Annotated in this window: 17 protein-coding genes and 1 tRNA gene; 6 read left to right on the top strand and 12 right to left on the bottom strand. The window is 63.1% G+C overall.

Features of this window, described 5'->3' with window-relative positions; genetic code table 11:
* Window positions 1-45: 45 nt before the first annotated feature.
* From FQV39_RS13760 to FQV39_RS13750, 3 genes are read right to left on the bottom strand one after another with little or no spacing between them, the layout of a single operon-like run.
* Window positions 46-813 (bottom strand): aldolase/citrate lyase family protein, encoded by a 768-nt coding sequence (locus FQV39_RS13760; protein WP_149130807.1) that lies wholly within the window; start codon window positions 811-813, stop codon window positions 46-48.
* 9 nt (window positions 814-822) lie between these two features.
* The gene (hpaH, locus tag FQV39_RS13755; protein WP_149130806.1) at window positions 823-1,605 is read right to left on the bottom strand and encodes a 2-oxo-hept-4-ene-1,7-dioate hydratase; all 783 of its coding nucleotides are present in this window, start codon (window positions 1,603-1,605) and stop codon (window positions 823-825) included.
* 30 nt (window positions 1,606-1,635) lie between these two features.
* Window positions 1,636-2,529 carry a dioxygenase family protein gene (locus tag FQV39_RS13750; protein ID WP_149130805.1) on the bottom strand — a complete coding sequence of 298 codons (894 nt, stop codon included), beginning with the start codon at window positions 2,527-2,529 and terminating at the stop codon, window positions 1,636-1,638.
* 224 nt (window positions 2,530-2,753) lie between these two features.
* Between FQV39_RS13750 and FQV39_RS13745 the strand changes: the two genes are divergently transcribed.
* Both FQV39_RS13745 and FQV39_RS13740 read left to right on the top strand, forming a co-directional pair.
* Window positions 2,754-3,476, top strand: coding sequence for a GntR family transcriptional regulator (locus FQV39_RS13745; RefSeq protein WP_149130804.1), 723 nt, complete (start codon window positions 2,754-2,756; stop codon window positions 3,474-3,476).
* On the top strand, window positions 3,473-4,318 hold the full coding sequence (locus tag FQV39_RS13740) for a sugar phosphate isomerase/epimerase family protein (protein ID WP_149130803.1): 846 nt from the start codon (window positions 3,473-3,475) through the stop codon (window positions 4,316-4,318). Before FQV39_RS13745 ends, FQV39_RS13740 begins: the two co-directional genes overlap by 4 nt.
* A gap of 108 nt (window positions 4,319-4,426) precedes the next feature.
* Here FQV39_RS13740 and FQV39_RS13735 read toward each other — a convergent pair whose 3' ends face one another.
* Window positions 4,427-5,866 (bottom strand): IS1182 family transposase, encoded by a 1,440-nt coding sequence (locus tag FQV39_RS13735; protein ID WP_210251204.1) that lies wholly within the window; start codon window positions 5,864-5,866, stop codon window positions 4,427-4,429.
* A 186-nt stretch (window positions 5,867-6,052) separates the two neighbouring features.
* Between FQV39_RS13735 and FQV39_RS13730 the strand changes: the two genes are divergently transcribed.
* Window positions 6,053-7,069 carry an IS110 family RNA-guided transposase gene (locus FQV39_RS13730; protein ID WP_149128711.1) on the top strand — a complete coding sequence of 339 codons (1,017 nt, stop codon included), beginning with the start codon at window positions 6,053-6,055 and terminating at the stop codon, window positions 7,067-7,069.
* Between the two features lie 302 nt (window positions 7,070-7,371).
* Here the strand turns inward: FQV39_RS13730 and FQV39_RS13725 are convergent, their stop codons facing one another.
* Complete coding sequence (locus FQV39_RS13725) at window positions 7,372-7,875, bottom strand: hypothetical protein (protein WP_149130801.1); 504 nt, start codon at window positions 7,873-7,875, stop codon at window positions 7,372-7,374.
* A 299-nt stretch (window positions 7,876-8,174) separates the two neighbouring features.
* Window positions 8,175-8,582: a hypothetical protein gene (locus tag FQV39_RS13720; RefSeq protein WP_149130800.1), complete on the bottom strand. Its 408-nt coding sequence runs from the start codon at window positions 8,580-8,582 to the stop codon at window positions 8,175-8,177.
* Window positions 8,583-8,670: 88 nt separating this feature from the next.
* Between FQV39_RS13720 and FQV39_RS13715 the strand changes: the two genes are divergently transcribed.
* A complete protein-coding gene (locus FQV39_RS13715; protein ID WP_149130799.1) occupies window positions 8,671-8,958 on the top strand; it encodes a helix-turn-helix transcriptional regulator in 288 nt (95 codons plus the stop codon).
* A 79-nt stretch (window positions 8,959-9,037) separates the two neighbouring features.
* Here FQV39_RS13715 and FQV39_RS13710 read toward each other — a convergent pair.
* Together FQV39_RS13710 and FQV39_RS13705 are read right to left on the bottom strand one after the other, a co-directional pair.
* Window positions 9,038-9,112: transfer RNA gene (locus FQV39_RS13710), tRNA-Gly, on the bottom strand.
* Window positions 9,113-9,503: 391 nt separating this feature from the next.
* Window positions 9,504-10,463, bottom strand: coding sequence for a D-2-hydroxyacid dehydrogenase family protein (locus FQV39_RS13705; RefSeq protein ID WP_149130798.1), 960 nt, complete (start codon window positions 10,461-10,463; stop codon window positions 9,504-9,506).
* A 390-nt stretch (window positions 10,464-10,853) separates the two neighbouring features.
* Between FQV39_RS13705 and FQV39_RS13700 the strand changes: the two genes are divergently transcribed.
* Window positions 10,854-11,789 carry a VOC family protein gene (locus FQV39_RS13700; RefSeq protein WP_149130797.1) on the top strand — a complete coding sequence of 312 codons (936 nt, stop codon included), beginning with the start codon at window positions 10,854-10,856 and terminating at the stop codon, window positions 11,787-11,789.
* A 176-nt stretch (window positions 11,790-11,965) separates the two neighbouring features.
* Window positions 11,966-12,349 (top strand): PilZ domain-containing protein, encoded by a 384-nt coding sequence (locus tag FQV39_RS13695; protein ID WP_187640280.1) that lies wholly within the window; start codon window positions 11,966-11,968, stop codon window positions 12,347-12,349.
* 456 nt (window positions 12,350-12,805) lie between these two features.
* Here FQV39_RS13695 and pcaG read toward each other — a convergent pair whose 3' ends face one another.
* From pcaG to FQV39_RS13675, 4 genes are read right to left on the bottom strand one after another with little or no spacing between them, the layout of a single operon-like run.
* On the bottom strand, window positions 12,806-13,507 hold the full coding sequence (gene pcaG / locus FQV39_RS13690; RefSeq protein WP_248313363.1) for a protocatechuate 3,4-dioxygenase subunit alpha: 702 nt from the start codon (window positions 13,505-13,507) through the stop codon (window positions 12,806-12,808).
* On the bottom strand, window positions 13,491-14,210 hold the full coding sequence (pcaH, locus tag FQV39_RS13685) for a protocatechuate 3,4-dioxygenase subunit beta (protein WP_149130795.1): 720 nt from the start codon (window positions 14,208-14,210) through the stop codon (window positions 13,491-13,493). Before pcaH ends, pcaG begins: the two co-directional genes overlap by 17 nt.
* A 15-nt stretch (window positions 14,211-14,225) precedes the next feature.
* Window positions 14,226-14,429 (bottom strand): 3-keto-5-aminohexanoate cleavage protein, encoded by a 204-nt coding sequence (locus tag FQV39_RS13680; protein ID WP_149130794.1) that lies wholly within the window; start codon window positions 14,427-14,429, stop codon window positions 14,226-14,228.
* Entirely contained in the window at window positions 14,350-15,249 is a 900-nt protein-coding gene (locus FQV39_RS13675; protein ID WP_149130793.1) for a sugar phosphate isomerase/epimerase family protein, read from the bottom strand. Before FQV39_RS13675 ends, FQV39_RS13680 begins: the two co-directional genes overlap by 80 nt.
* Window positions 15,250-15,254 lie beyond the last annotated feature (5 nt).

The raw sequence follows: 15,254 nt of genomic DNA, 5'->3' as shown, positions 1-15,254 counted from the left end.
CTTTCACATTCGCTCCAACACACCATCCGCTGGTTGTTTGAACCGCTACGGCGCCATGAACTGACGAGCAACCGCCTCGGTGCCGCGTGCAAGGATTCCCGCATCGATCGCAACCGCGGTGAAGGTCGTTCCGAGATCGATGCAGCGTTTGGCGAAAGCGGTATCCGGCGTGAGGATGCCGGCGGGCTTGCCAGTTGCGCGGATCCTTCGGATCGCGCCCTCGACGGCCTCGACGACCGCGGGATGTCCGGGCTCACCTACGTGCCCGAGGCTCGCCGCGAGATCCGCCGGGCCGATGAAGACGCCATCGACACCATCTACGGCAGCTATCTCTTCAAGTTGCTCCAGCGCCTCGCGCGTTTCAACCTGAACGAGGAGGCAGAGCTCATCTGCCGCCAGCTTCCCATAGTTGGCAATCCGACCGAAGCGCGTCGCGCGCGTCAGTCCCGACACTCCCCGGATGCCACCGGGCGCGTAGCGTATGGCGGCGACCGCAGACCGTGCCTCGTCCGCAGTCTGAACGTAGGGTATGAGCAGGGTTTGAGCGCCGAGGTCGAGAAAGCGCTTGATCAGCACTGCATCGTTGCTCGCTGGACGGACCACGGCCGAAACGTCATAGGGCGCCACCGCCTGGAGCTGCGCCAGAACAGTGAGGGGGTCTCCGGGCGAGTGCTCAGTGTCAAACAGCAGCCAATGATAGCCCGAGCCGGCGACGGCCTCGGCCGCGTAGCTTCCTGGCAGGCTGCACCAGAGGCCAATCTGCTGGCGGCCCTCACACAATGCGCGTTTGAAGCGGTTCTCAGGCAAGTTCATCGCAGGGCCTCAAATGAAAGAAACGCCGATGGCTCCGAGGGGGCCATAATCGGCATAAATGACATCGCCTCTCTTGATGTCGACAGGGCGCGTGAACGACCCCCCAAGGACGATTTGCCCCTTCTTCAGTCCGGCCCCAACCTCGTGCAGCTTGTTCACCAACCAGGCGATTCCAGCCGCCGGGTGCCCCATGATGGCAGCAGAGACACCAGATTCTTCGATGATGCCGTTCTGCGACAGCGTGGCTCCAACCCAGCGCACATCCACATCGAAGGGGCGGACCATCCGACCGCCAATGACGATTGCGCCGAAGGCTGCATTGTCGGCGATGGTGTCGACGATCGCGCGCGGGACCTCGGTCCGATAGTCGATGATCTCCAGGGCTGGGACAACGAACTCTGTCGCGCGCATGACATCGTGGATGCGGCAGGCCGGGCCGGAGAGATCTTCTCCCATGATGAATGCCAATTCGACCTCGAGACGCGGTTTGATGAAGGTCTCGGTCTTGATCTGCGCGCCGTCGTTGTAAAGCGCATCGTCGAGGATGCGGCCATAGTCCGGTTCAGTGATCTTCGATGCCATCTGCATCGCGCGTGAGGTCAGCCCGATCTTGTGTCCGGCAATGCGCGCCCCGTTGGCAATCCGCGCTTCGGCCCAGAGATCCTGGACGCGATAGGCGTCGGCGATTTCCATGTCGGGGAACATCTTCGAAAGCTGAACGCATGGAACCCGTTCGCGCTCTGCCTTCAGGATGGCCTCGGCCGCCCTGCGATGGTCGTCTTCAGTCAGCACTGAGGTGCCTCCTTCCAGTCAGCAAGCTTGTTACTTGATCGGCGGTCGAGGAAGCACGGCTTCGCCCGATTCCATGACGTAGGTGTAGTCGAGGGAGTACCAGGGCGACGTCACAGCGGGCATCGTCGGATGTGGCTCATCGTGGCGCGCGAAGTCGCCCAGCAAGGCCTTCGTCACTCCGAACTGCACGTCGGAATCGATATGCGGATCGTTTGAGTCATAGACCTGCGAGATCAACACTTTGAAGCCGGGCTTGAAGATTAGCGCGTGAAGATGAGCTGGGCGCATCGGGTGGCGGTCCTGAACCCGGAGAAGGCGCCCAACAACTCCAGTGGTCGGAATTGGATAGCCCACCATCATGACCGACCGAAACCAGAAGCGACCCTCCGCATCGGTCGTAAACTTGCCGCGCAGATTCATTTCGGCCTGCTCGGGGTCCTGGTTCTCGTAGAGCCCGACCGGCGAGGCATGCCAGACATCGACCTCCGCTCCTTCGACCGGCCGCCCGGCCGTATCCACCACCCGAGCCTGGACGAAGAGCGGGTCTCCTGGGGTGTCGGAGCGAACGATCGTGCCGCCATTGTCGACCCGCGGAGAGTTCAGCCGCCAGAATGGGCCCAGCAGTGACTGTGACGTCTCGGTGTTGCCGCCATCTCCGTTGTTGAGGAGGCAGACGAGCGATGACACGCCCAACGAGCCAGCCATCAGCACGAATTCGTTATGCGTGTCGGAGGCGAGGGCGCCGATCTCGTTGAGGATCGCAGTCGCTTCGCGAAACTCGGCCTCTGTGAGCCGGACGTCGCGAACGAAGGCGTGAAGGTGGGTGATGAACGAGAACATGATCTCGCGCAAACGCGGGTCTCGCGTGCGTTCCATGACCTCCAGAACGGCGGGCGTGACGTCCTGCTGACGTTGAATGACCATCAGTGATCTCCTCGCCGCCGAGCATTTACGATAATCGATTATTCGTCAACATTTCCGAGGACAATTCGCTCATCATTAGCTGATTAAGCCTCAAATAGCCGCATACGGTTAAATCATGGCTCTCCATTGACTAATAATAATCGTTTATTCTACCAAAGGGCATCGTTCGGAGACCGCAGGGACTGAAACATGGCATCCGAAGCAGGCGAAAAGGATCGGCGGCAGTGAAGCCAGTGGCTGGAGATGATCCCACCGCGCCTTGGCGCACCACTTTCGTCGATGACGGCAAGAACACGATTGCCAGCCAGTTGGTCGAACGGCTCCGCGAGGCGATCGTTTCAGGCCAGCTCAAGGCAGGGACCAAGATCAACCTTGGCCGCGCGCGGGAAGTCTTTTCCGTCTCGCTGAGTCCATTGCGGGAGGCGCTGGCGCGGCTCGTGCCGGATGGCCTCGTCATCTTTGAGGACAATCGCGGCTACCGTGTCGCTCCCGTTTCGGTGAGCAATCTGCGTGAAATCACCCGCCTGCGCGAGGAGTTCGAAACGCTTGCGCTTCGGCAGGCGATTGCCGTGGCACCCCCCGAATGGGAAGGCGATGTGACGCGAGCACTGCACCGGCTCAACACTGCCGAACGAGACCCATCCGATCAGGCCACGCTCGAACGATGGGAGACTTTGCATCGAGAGTTCCATCTCACGCTGCTGTCTGGTTGTTCGATGCCACTCTTGCTGAACTTTTGTCGGACGCTTCTCAATCTGAACGACCGTTACCGCCGCAGCTTCCTGGTGCGGACCTCGGGAGACCGCAACGTCGCCGTGGAGCATAGCGAGATCGCGCAAGGAGCCGCTGCGCGCGACGCCGACTACGCATGCGCGCGCTTGCGCGAGCACATCCATCGGACGGGCAGCAATTTGGCCGCCCATCTCGCGGACAGGATAGCGCCATGACGCAATCTCCTCATCCGCTTGGAATTGCGCACTTTTCCTGCATCGACGTGCCGCCAGTCGACTTCGTGCGCTTGGCTGGAAACATCGGGTACTCGGCCGTTGGCCTCCGACTGCATCCGGCTTTCCCGGGAGCGCCGTTCTACACGCTGAGATCGGGAAGCCCGGAAATGCGTTCGGTGAAGACCGCTTCGCGGGCAGAAAACGTAGGTGTCTACGACATCGAGTTTGTCGTCATTGACCCAGCATTCTCGCCTCGCACCCTCCTGCCGATGCTTGAGTCTGCCGGTGAACTCGGTGCGCGTCGCCTCAGCGTTTGCGGCGATGATCCAGACGAGGGCCGGTTCGTGGCAAACCTGTCGGAGCTTGCCGATATCGCAGGCGGTTTCGGGATGGGCGTCGATCTGGAGATCATGCCTTGGCGGCACATCGGGTCACTCGCGGCTGCCGCGCATGCGGTCGAAGCGACGGGCAGGAGCAACGTTGGCGTGCTAATCGATGCGCTTCATCTTTCGCGATCGGGAAGTCGGCCAGCGGCCTTGCGAGAAATCCCGCAGGCGTTGATCCGCAGCGTTCAGCTTTGCGACGCGCCCCGTCGGCGGCCGAAGGACAAGGACGCTCTGATTGCAGAGGCACGCGGCGGCCGCCTTCTGCCAGGAGCTGGATCATTACCCTTGCAGGGACTTCTTAGCGCAGCGCCCGAGCACGCCGTGCTTTCGGTCGAGGTGCCGAACCGCGGCATGCCGCCAGAGATCCACGCGAAAGCCCTTTTCGACGCCACCTTGGCACTTTTTCACACGGATGCCTTCGACAGTGCACATCAGGCGATTCCAGAGAGCTCATAGTCTGCCCGTTAGCGGACCTAGCAAGAGTCCGATATGGGTCGAGGCTGTGTGAGAACCCTCTGACGGCGTTTGAGCGACGTGCGGCGTGAACGCGCGACGAAATCGGGTTCATGATCTGATGGCTGCGATGAGCGGCTTGGCGCCGATGATGGCAATGACGCGCTTGGGGTTATAGGCCAGGACGTGGAGGCCGATCTCGGTTCTGACGTTGGGCAGGCGCTTTGTCAGGAAGTGCGTCGATCCCATCCAGGCCTTGATCGTGCCGAAGGGATGCTCGACGAGCCGTCTTCGCAGGCGCATGGTGCCGGGCGTCAGGTCCATCCGCCGCTGAAGGGCGTCGATGAGCGCCTCATGCTCCCAGCGGGTCACGCGCCGCTCGATGCTGGGGGTGCACCGATCCTTGAGGGCGCAGGCCTGGCAACTGGCACGATCCCAGTAGCGGTGAAGCACCATGCCTCGCTCGACCGTGGTCATATGGCGCGGCAGCAGCGCGCCGGAGGGGCAGCGATAGACGTCCTGCCCGGGCAGGTAGACGAAGTCCTGCTTGCCGAACCGGCCGTCGGTCTTGGCGCCCGAGATCAGCGGCTTGGGCAGATACGGCGTCACGCCCAGGGCGTCGCAGGAACGGATCTCCTCACCGGAGAAGTAGCCGCGGTCGGCCGGCGCATCGAGCTTTGCCACGCCCATGGCGGCCTTGGCCTTGGCGGCCATGGCCGCGAGCTGTTCGCGGTCGCTGCCGGTCATCACCACGTCGTGGGCGACGATCAGGTGATGCTCGGCCTCCACCGCAGACTGGAGATTGTAGCCGACGATCCCGCTGCCGCGCCCGCTGGTGGCCATCGAGCGAGCGTCCGGATCGGTCAGCGAGACCTGGCCGTCCGGCGCGGCTTCGACCCGTCCCGCCATCGCCTGAAGCATCTTCATCTGCTCGCGCAACCGTTCGACCTTCTCCTTCAGCCGTTCCGAACGCGCAGTGGCGGCCTCGCCTTCCTGGCGGTCGGCCGTGTCGAGGTCGCGCAGGTAGCCGGCGATGTGCTCGGCGACTTGCTCCAGACGCTTCTGGAGCTTGTGGGTCGTGAAGTTCTTGTCGCGGCTGTTCACCGCCTTGAACTTGCTGCCGTCGATCGCGACCAGGGCGCTCCCGAACAGGCCGATCTGACGACACAGCACCACGAACTGCGCACAGGCGGCCTGGATCGCCGAGCCATTGTCCTTCCGGAAGTCGGCGATCGTCTTGTGGTCGGGCGCAAGCCTCCCCGTCAGCCACATCAACTCGACATTGCGCCCAGCCTCGCGCTCCAGCCGGCGGCTGGACTGCACCCTGTTCAGGTAGCCGTAGACGTAGAGCTTGAGCAGCGTCGCCGGGTGGTAGGCGGGGCGTCCCGTCGCTGCCGGCGTCACGCCATCAAAGCCCAGAGCGCCCAGGTCCAGGTCATCGACGAAGACGTCGACCACCCGCACCGGGTTTTCCTCGGCCACGTAGTCGTCCAGGCAATCGGGGAGCAGCGTCGGCTGCCGGCGGTCGCAACCCTCGATGAAGCCGCTCAAATCCACCTCCCGACTGCGATGTCAGGATTCTAGCCGATCTGGAGGGTTTTCACACATGGGGTAATCGCGGGAGCGCGGCGCCTCCGGGCCTCTACTGGCCGTTCGAATGGGTGGTTGTTCCCCGATAAGATGAACGAACGGGCTCTCGACTTGCGGCCGGGCCCAAGCATCGAATGGAGAACAACCATGGGCGAGTATATCGGTCTCGACGTATCGTTGAAAGAGACGGCAGTATCCGTGCGGCGGGCAGGCAAGCGGATTTGGCGCGGCAAGTGCCCGTCGGATCCGAGACTTCTCGCTGAGGTGATCCGTCAGCGGGCGCCCGAAGTTGAGCGGGTCGTATTCGAGACCGGTCCGTTGTCGGTGTGGTTTTACCATGCGCTGACGGCAGAAGGCCTTCCGGCGATCTGCATCGACGCGCGGCATGCCAAGGCGGCGCTCGACATGGCTCCAAACAAAACAGATGCGAACGATGCCGACGGCCTGGCGCATCTGGCCGAGGTCGGCTTCTTTCGCGAGGTCCGGGTGAAGGGCTATGACAGCATGCTGATGCGGACCTTGGTCGCAGCGCGCACCAAGCTGGTCCGGATCAGCACCGAGCTCTCAAACCAGATCCGTGGTCTGATGAAGACATTCGGGCTGCTGGTCCCATCAAGCAAGGGCGGCAAGTTCGAGGAGCATGTTCGGCGGCTGCTCGCCGGCAAGGAGGAGCTTGCGCGCGTCATCCTCCCGATTCTGGAAGCGTGGCGCGGCCTACGCCTGCGGGCAGCCGAGCTCGGGCGCCAGCTCCTGAGCGCCGCACGACAAAGCCAGGCCTGTCAGCTTCTCATGTCGATCCCCGGGGTGGGCGCGGTCACGGCAACCTCCTTCGCCACCGCCATCGAAGATCCGGCCAACTTCTCCAAATCCCGCTCCGTGGGAGCATGGCTTGGCCTGACGACCCGGCGCTACCAATCCGGAGAGGTCGATTATGACGGCCACATCTCGAGGCGCGGCGATGCCCATATCCGAGGCCTGCTCTACGAGGCCGCAACCGTCATCCTGACGCGGGCGCAGGCTGATAGCGCCCTACGTAGCTGGGGCTTGAAGCTGCGTGAAAAGCTGGGCTTCAAGCGCGCGGCCGTCGCAGTCGCGCGCAAGCTGGCCGTGATCATGCACGCCATGTTGAAGTCCGGCGAGCCATTCAACCGAACCGCCGCCTGACGCGTCCAGGCTCGTTTGCGCCAATCCTGAAGGCGCTCTGAGACGTCCCGGCCGGGACGTAGGCCGAACCATTCCGCCGAGGCTGTTGCAGTGTCGAGCCATGCTCGCCGCCTGCGCTCCACACATTGGAAGGTTCGCCCCGCGAAGCCCCATCATGCGGCGACTTCATGTCGACCGCGAAGACGACCGTGCTCCCGGCAAGCGACATCCCAGTCCGCAAAAAAGGCTTGATCTTCGAGCTGCGATTAGACGACAGCCTCGGTCGGAAGCGGCCATCGCATTCGAGTGATATACTGGATGATTTAAATTCTTCGAGCCGCAGGCGCAAAACGTCGGAATGCGGCATCGATGTCATCATAGGTGCAATCGACATAATCCAAAGAAACATGAAATCGCGTCAAGGCTTTCGTGAAATTATCCCAACCGCCATACTGGCCTTTTGACTTAATCCCAAACCGGTCAGGTCCAACAATGCTGACATATAGATTCGAGTCTTCAGGATTATCCACAGAGTAGCTCGGAATCTCCGGCCAAGGAATGCGCTGCTCAAAAATGTGAGGGAGCAACAATCCCTCCTCGTCAAACGCCAAGCGAACAGATCGGTCGGGCTCCTCAATGGCTTTGATCAAAGCGGCCAACAAAAGGGCGGCCCCGACGAGCATGACGGCGCCCATTGTCATTGCTTTTCCTTCGGCAAACGCGCCATGTATGGCCGCGCCTGCGAGCGCAATATAGATGATTGCCGCCCACCGGCTGTCGGTTCCGCGAAACTCCAAACTCGCTGACAGATCGGAATTCGTCTGCATGCCGCGTCAAAAACTCACGAGAGCCATCGCAAATACCATATACCAAAATGGATGCTGTCATCTGCCAGCGGCAGGTTTGGCGTACAGCCAGCTCACGCGTGCGATTTCCTGATCGTCCCCGATCTGGAACAGAAGCGTTCACGCAGCCTGCTTCTTTTTCCTGAGCTCGCGGTGTCCATAGTAGGACATCAGGCTCACAGCGGATTCTAGGCTAATAGCAGCTTTTGCGAACCGAACTTCAACGGGACAACGCGGCCTATCCGGATCTTTGGGAAGGATCGGCGCCGGAGGGGATCGGGCTAATTCCAAAGGTCGTTTGGTGACCGTATGTGATGGTTGTCGGGGCAATGGTGAGATTGTAGTGAGTACCAGATACCCCTCGCCGTGCCTTCGTTCTTTACCTTGTCCTGAATCAAATATTCGTTGCGCATGGCGTTTTCTATCACAACGGCAATCTTGGAACGATTACCGCAATTAAAGAGAGCTCGAAAATTCATCCTGGCACTCTGACCTGGGTGCGCTCCATACCTATCAACACCGAAGAAGACTTCTCCGTCTTTCTGCATCTTTCGAACGATCACCTCGTAATATTGCAAACCACCAATGCCGCCCGCTGAGCCGAAAAGCCTGCCCTCAGCGGTTGCGTAGGTGGATTGCAGTACCAATGCGACCGGTACAGCGAGCAGCGCTCGTCCAAAAAGCTTCAAATGACTTCCAACGCCAGCACACCCACATTCGCGAAATACCAACTATAATTGGTAATCGGAACCATCGGAAATTGCCAGCTCTAGGCGCATGGATATGCGCAAGCTGGTCGGAGAAAATTTTGCGCGATTGCGGAAGGAGCGCGGCCTGTCTCAGGAGCAGGTGGAAGAGCGCTCGGGCTTTAGCCAGTGGTACATCAGCAGCCTTGAGCGTGGCCGTCGCAACCCGACGATCATCTCACTCTATGAGCTGGCCAATTCCATTGGGGTTCGGGTGGCTGATCTGATTGCTGACGAGGGCGCTTCAAGCGAGGGCGATTCGACCGTTCCTGGGACCGCTCAGGCATCCCATGCGAGTCAAAAAGCGAAGGGCGGCTAAGCCCTGCGGTTTGTAGCTGCTACGTAGCTGCTGCGGCCGTCCGTGAGTTTCGAGATATGGGCCTAACCCATTGAAGTAATGGAGCGGGCGATCGGGATCGAACCGACGACATTCAGCTTGGGAAGCTGACGTTCTACCACTGAACTACGCCCGCGTGCTGTCTTGCGATCGAGACCCGACGCGTCGCAGCGAAGCGTTCTTAGCGTCTCGCGAACCCCGTGTCATCCCGCATTCTGCGGTACGCAGTGGCTTGCAAGCTGGAGCATGCTGGATTTTCACGGAGACGGTGTCGTTATTCCGGACAAGCCGCGACAGCAGCGCCGATCCGGAAACCATCATAAGGCTTAAGCGCTCTACGATGGATTCCGGAGCAAGCCCGGAATGACGGCGCGTTTCCACCGAAAGTCAGCAGGCTCAAATAGAGAAGAAACCAATAGCCGGCTCTGCCGCATCGTGGCGCTGCTACTGACGACTTCGACAAGTCTCGACGCAGGCGGCTTTCGTGCCCGGGACGATCTCAGGCATCCGCCAGGAGCTCTCCGCCTTCAGGACGAAGCGCGCTCATCCAGCCACTTCAGGATGTTGTCGACCGTGTCGCGGTAAAAGCGCTCGTACAGATTCTGCGAGACGTAGCCGATATGCGGGGTGGCGAGCAGGTTCGGCAGGCTGCGGAACCGGTGGTTCGGTGGGAGCGGTTCCTGATCGTAGACATCGATGGCGGCGCCGGCGATCATCTTTCTTTCCAGCGCCTCGATCAGATCGGCTTCGATGACGATCGGACCGCGCGAGGTGTTCACGAGCCGGGCGGTCGGCTTCATCAGCGTCAGCTCCGCCGTGCCGACCAGCCCGCGGGTGCGGCCGCTCAGGATCAGATGGATGCTGACGATATCCGCCTGCCGGAACAGATCCTCCTTCGAGACCCATGTCGCGCCCGCCGCCTCGGCCCGTTCGGCGGTCAGGTTCTGGCTCCAGGCGATGACCTTCATGCCGAAGGCCTGGCCGATCCGGGCCACGGCGCTGCCGATATTGCCGAGGCCGAGCAGGCCCAATGTCCGCCCGTTGAGGTCGCTGCCGATGCGGCGCTGCCAGCCGCCGCTGCGAAACGAGGCGTTCTCCTCGACGAGCCCTCGTGCGCTCGCCAGGATGAGCGCCCAGGCCATCTCGATGGTGGGCGCCGGGAAATAGCCGGTGTGGACGACCTGAATGCCGCGCTCTTCGGCCGCCTTGGCGTCGATCGAGGCGTTGCGTGCGCCGGTCGAGGCGATCAGGCGGAGCTGCGGCAACCTTTCGACGATCGCGCGCGTCATCGGCGTGCGCTCGCGCATGACACAGACGATGTCGAAGGGCCGAAGCCGGTCAACGACCGCATCGGGATCGGCGAGATGATCGTTGAACACGGTGACGCGGGCGCGTCCGTCGAGCACGGTCCAGTCCGCCATCGACAGCGCGACATTCTGATAATCGTCCAGCACGGCGATGTTGACGGGCTCGGAGTGGGTCGACATGCGCTTTCCCCTCATGATCCTGACGGCGGTGGTCCGGTTAGGCGCATGCCACGGCAACCCACACCGTCTACCTCGCAGGACGCTCACCACGCCGCGCCGATTTCGCCAGCCGATCCGAACCCGCTCAAGATGGGGGTGTTCCGCTCGGCGAACCTGATGATCGACAGGTCGCGCGGAACACTGATCCGATTGAGCCGTTCGACAGTTTCGGGCTAGCATAATCCAACGAAGGGGAGTTTCCGACGCTCCCGTCCAAATGACCGCGCCATTGTCCAAGACGTCCGCCAGAAAATGCCTTCGAATCGCCGTGCGGGCGACGGATGGGATATCAAGCCGCAACCGGGCCCTGGCTTCTGAAAAGCGACGCCGTTATGGCGCAGGATCGCGGGCATGACCGGGCGGGGATTGCATCATGTCACGGCAATCGCCACGGACGCAGTGCGGAATCTCGATTTCTATACGCGGGTCCTCGGCCTTCGCTTGGTCAAGCGGACGGTGACGCACGAGGATCCGGGCGCCTATCACCTCATTTACGGCCAGGCGGAGGGCGCGCCGGGAGGCAGCCTCTCGTTTTTTTCGTGGTCGAGCGCGGCCGCGGCCACCGAGCGGCCAAACGGCGGCGAGCATGTATCCTTCGCCATTGCCCCGGAGGCGATCGGTTGGTGGGAAAGGCGGCTCATTGCCTCCGGTGTCTCGTTCCGGCGCGGGCGGGCGCCGGGTGGAGCCCCTCAGCTGAGCTTCGAGGATCCCGATCACGCGCCGCTGACGCTGGTTGCTTCCGAGCTTGCCTCCGGGGCGATCTGGTCACTGCCTGATATCCCTCCGGCTTTCGCCATCCGGGCGCTCCGCGGCGTGTCATTGAGCCTGCGCGGGACGGCATTGATGACACGAATTCTCACCGATGTTCTGGGTTTCGCCGAAATGCGACGCGAAGCCGATTGGATCGAATTCTCTGCGCATGGCGATGCGGGCGGCTGGTTTTGCCTGCATCAGCGGAACGACCGGCAACGCCCCAGGCTCGGAGCGGGAGCGATCCATCATGTCGCCTTCCGGGCGAGGGACGAGGCTGATCTGGCCACCATGGCGGAAGCGCTCAAGGAGCGCTTCGGAATCAGCGCCAGCCCGGTCAAGGACCGCAATTATTTCCGCTCGATCTACTTTCGCGGCCCTGACGGATTGCTGATCGAGATCGCGACGGACGGTCCCGGCTTTCTGATCGACGAGACGCGCGAGAACCTGGGGACGCGGCTGATCTTTCCGCCGAGTTTGCAGGATCGGCAGGAGGAACTGCTCCGCATCCTCCCCCCGCTCGATCGGTTTCGCTAGCTTCGCTGGTCGATGATGCTGGAATGAACGCATGTCTTCGGCCCGCTCACGGGTGGCATCTGGCAGAGGCCGCTCGGGCAGGGCTGACGCCATACAGCCCTTTCAGAAGCCGAAATCTGCTTCTTGCTGCCGGGCACTGTCGCTTTATGCGGGGAAAGAACGCTGGTAGCGTGCTCTTGTCCTCGATCGCCGCCGCCGAAACCGCTTGTGGAAAAGGGCGGAGATCGGCTGCACGAATCGAATTCAAACAAGCCAATTCATCCTTGAAGAACGATTGCCTTGATATCAGCCCGGCCATGAAGACATCCCAAGCACGCCGCTCCGAACGTCGACGGTTGGTGGAGACGGCCAAGATCCGGACGAGCAGCGGGGTCACCTATAGCTGCATCATCCGTGACATATCGGACGGAGGAGCCAAGCTTCGCGTCCCGGCTGGTTTGGAGCTGGAAGGAGAGATTCGTTTGACCTCAGCCGTCACCGGGCCCGAACGCGTTGCGCAGGTGATGTGGCAGGATCATACCTCAATCGGAATCGCCTTCGAGAAGCTGGCCGCCAGCTAGAGCCTGCTGATTTTTGCTCGGCAACACGCCATCATCCCGGGCTTGACCCGGGATCCATGCCGGAGCGTTTCCGATCGAGGTTCAGGCATGGATCCCGGCTCTCCGCTTCGCTCCGGCCGGGATGACCCGCGATTCCGTGAAAACGCAGCATGCTCTAGCAAACGCGAGATTGCGAACCTTCCCGGCATGTGTGCCACCTTCGAGACCCGCCTTAGCGCGCCTCAAAGGGTTGCGAACGCCGTGTCCAGGGAATGCCGGTCCGGTGCTCAAGGATTGATTGTGACCGGCCGTCCTCGCCCTGTTGCGTGGAGGCGGCAACTCTGAATTGTCGACCTCCTTAGTCCCTGCGAGGGGCCGCCCGGCGCGGCGAAGTCCGCCGCCATGCGGGCCGCAAAGGCGTCATGGTAGAAGTCGCCCAGCCCGCTCGCTCCCGGCGCGGTGCTTGCACCTCTCGTCTCACATATCGAAGAAGACGGTCTCGTTTTCGCCGGCGAGGTTGATGTCGAGCCACCAGGTCCCGTCCGGCTGGCGCTGGGCGATCAGGGTGCGGCGGCGCGCCTCCGGCACCAGGTTGAGGATCGGGTCGGTCTCGTTGCCCGCGCCATCGGCGAAGTAGAGCCGGGTCGGCAGCCGCTTCAGCAGGCCGCGGCCGAAGACCGAGAGCGCGATATGCGGCGCCTGCAGGCTGTTGCCGGGGCCGGGCACGCGGCCGGGCCGGATGGTGCGGAAGCGGTAGACCCCGTCCTTGTCGGTCGAGGCGCGGCCGAAGCCGACGAAATGCCGGTCGAGCGCCACCTCCTCGCGCAGATCGTCCGGGCTGGCATAGCGGCCGGCGGCATTGGCCTGCCAGATCTCGATCATCGCGTCCTCGATCGGCTTGCCCGCGGCATCGTAGACGCAGCCGGCGAGCGCGATGACCTCGCCCTCCGGCGTGCCCGAGACATTCGAGCCCGAGAGCAGGAAATGCTCCGGCGGCATCAGGTCGGGCCGGGCCCCCATCTCCGAGCGCTCGACCAGATCGGCGCCGCCCTTCCAGGGCAGGCCGTAATGGAAATACGGGCCGACCGTCTGCCACGGCGTCTGGCCGAACAGCGCCGCATCCTGATTGTCGGGCCGCGGCGCGGCGTTGCGGGTTTCGAGATCAGTGGTCGTCATCATGCTCGTCCTCGAACGGCGTCTGGTCGCGGCCCTTGAGCACGATGTCGAAGACATAGCCCAGCGCCCAGTTCGGCACGGTGGTGCCGATGTCGAAGCGCGAGACCATGCGCTGGCGATAGGGCATCGGCACGGCGTTGGCGATCGGATCGATCTCGATCAGCGGATCGTCGGGGAAATACATCTGCGTGACCAGCCGCGTCGCGAAGGCCGGCCCGAGCAGCGAGAGATGGATATGGGCCGGGCGCCAGGCGTTCTTGTGGTTGCCCCAGGGATAGGCGCCGGGCCGGATCGTGACATAGCGATAGCGGCCCTCACCGTCGGTGACGACGCGGCCGACGCCGGTGAAGTTCGGGTCGAGCGGCGCCGGCCAATCGTCCTTGGCGTGGATGTAGCGGCCGGCGGCATTGGCCTGCCAGATCTCGACGACGGTGTTGGGCACGGGCCGGCCGTCCTCGTCGAGCACGCGGCCGGTCACGACGATGCGCTGGCCCTGCGGCTCGGCCTTGTGCTGGGTGGTGAGGTCGGCCATCGCCGGCCCCATCAGCCGGGACCAGTCGCTCGGGCCGGTCACCTCGGTCAGCGTCTGCGGGATCGCGATCGGCTGATGGCGCGGGCTGCGCGCCACCGTCGAGCGATAATCCGGGAACAGCGAGCTCGGCTGGCCGCCATCGGGCGCCGCATAGGGAAGGATCAGACGACTCATGACATCGTGCCTCCGTCAGGCGGCTGCGGGGAGGGGCAGGAGGGCGCGCGCCTCCGCCACCGCGGCGGGGTGGCGCCCATGTTCGGGGCACAGCGCGACGATCCGACGGACCAGCGCCGCATTCGACGGCGCGAGCCTATCACGATCGAGGCGGACATTGAGGCGATGCGACGGAGGCTGCGTCTCGTCGATCGTTGTCGAGCGACCGCAGCGAGGCACCGTTCTGGATCGCTTGGTCGCGTATGGCGAGCATCGCTCGTGTTGCCTCCCGCGCCTCCCGCGCCCAACTGCGTATGCCGAGCTCGGCGGCGCGTTTCAGGTTCGGGACCTCGACGCTGATCGGCAGATCGGGCGGAAGCTGAGCGAAGATGCCGGTGAGATCGATGCCGCCTTCGCCGGGCAGCAGCCGCGCCTGCCGGGCCGTGTGGATCAGGCCTTCGTCGGTCGTCGGAATTTCGCCGGACGCGTCGCAGATCTGGGCATAGCTCAGCCGTGCGGCCGGGATGGCAGCGATGTCGGCAAGCGTCGTGCGCGAGCGGCCGGCGTGGAGTGCATCGACTAGGACGCGTCCGTTCGGCTGCCCCGCGGCGGTGACGATACGCAGGGCCGCACATGCGTCCGGCACGCGGGTCCAGGGCATGAATTCGAGATCGGCTGTGAGGTTATAGGGCGCGGCCGCTTCGCAGAAGGCGGCGTATGAGGCGGTCAGGCGGGACTCGTCGGGGTCGTCTCCGGCAGTCAGGATCGCGCGGACGCCGAGTTCGCCGCAGAGTTCGAGGAAGGGCCGGAACCTCTCGACCGTGAAATCCGCTGCCAGCCGGACGATCTCCATGTCGAAGACCGGCACGCCCGAGGCGATCGCCCTCCGCGTTTCGGCCCTTAGGGAGGCGTCCTCGATCAAGGGGCTCGCGTCGCCGCCGGGAGCCGCCGGCAGGGCGCGCAGGCCGACGGCGTCATAGCCGAGCTCGGCTGCGAGACGGACCGCGTCCGGCGGGGCGAGCGGCACGGTGGTGAGGTAGGCGAGCGAGATCATCGGCATGTCCA

This window comes from Bosea sp. F3-2 (assembly GCF_008253865.1).
In the GTDB taxonomy this organism is placed as follows: domain Bacteria; phylum Pseudomonadota; class Alphaproteobacteria; order Rhizobiales; family Beijerinckiaceae; genus Allobosea.
The sequence above is the reverse complement of the archived record's forward strand: the minus strand, read 5'-3'. Positions and strand labels throughout refer to the sequence as shown.

Coding starts and splice junctions, on each gene's coding strand:
- FQV39_RS13750 (WP_149130805.1), bottom strand. CDS start 2,529: ATGGTCATTCAACGTCAGCAGGACGTCACGCCCGCCGTTCTGGAGGTC.
- FQV39_RS13675 (WP_149130793.1), bottom strand. CDS start 15,249: ATGCCGATGATCTCGCTCGCCTACCTCACCACCGTGCCGCTCGCCCCG.
- FQV39_RS13715 (WP_149130799.1), top strand. CDS start 8,671: ATGGATATGCGCAAGCTGGTCGGAGAAAATTTTGCGCGATTGCGGAAG.
- FQV39_RS13740 (WP_149130803.1), top strand. CDS start 3,473: ATGACGCAATCTCCTCATCCGCTTGGAATTGCGCACTTTTCCTGCATC.
- FQV39_RS13725 (WP_149130801.1), bottom strand. CDS start 7,875: ATGCAGACGAATTCCGATCTGTCAGCGAGTTTGGAGTTTCGCGGAACC.
- pcaG (WP_248313363.1), bottom strand. CDS start 13,507: ATGATGACGACCACTGATCTCGAAACCCGCAACGCCGCGCCGCGGCCC.
- FQV39_RS13730 (WP_149128711.1), top strand. CDS start 6,053: ATGGGCGAGTATATCGGTCTCGACGTATCGTTGAAAGAGACGGCAGTA.
- FQV39_RS13760 (WP_149130807.1), bottom strand. CDS start 813: ATGAACTTGCCTGAGAACCGCTTCAAACGCGCATTGTGTGAGGGCCGC.
- FQV39_RS13705 (WP_149130798.1), bottom strand. CDS start 10,463: ATGTCGACCCACTCCGAGCCCGTCAACATCGCCGTGCTGGACGATTAT.
- pcaH (WP_149130795.1), bottom strand. CDS start 14,210: ATGAGTCGTCTGATCCTTCCCTATGCGGCGCCCGATGGCGGCCAGCCG.
- FQV39_RS13700 (WP_149130797.1), top strand. CDS start 10,854: ATGACCGGGCGGGGATTGCATCATGTCACGGCAATCGCCACGGACGCA.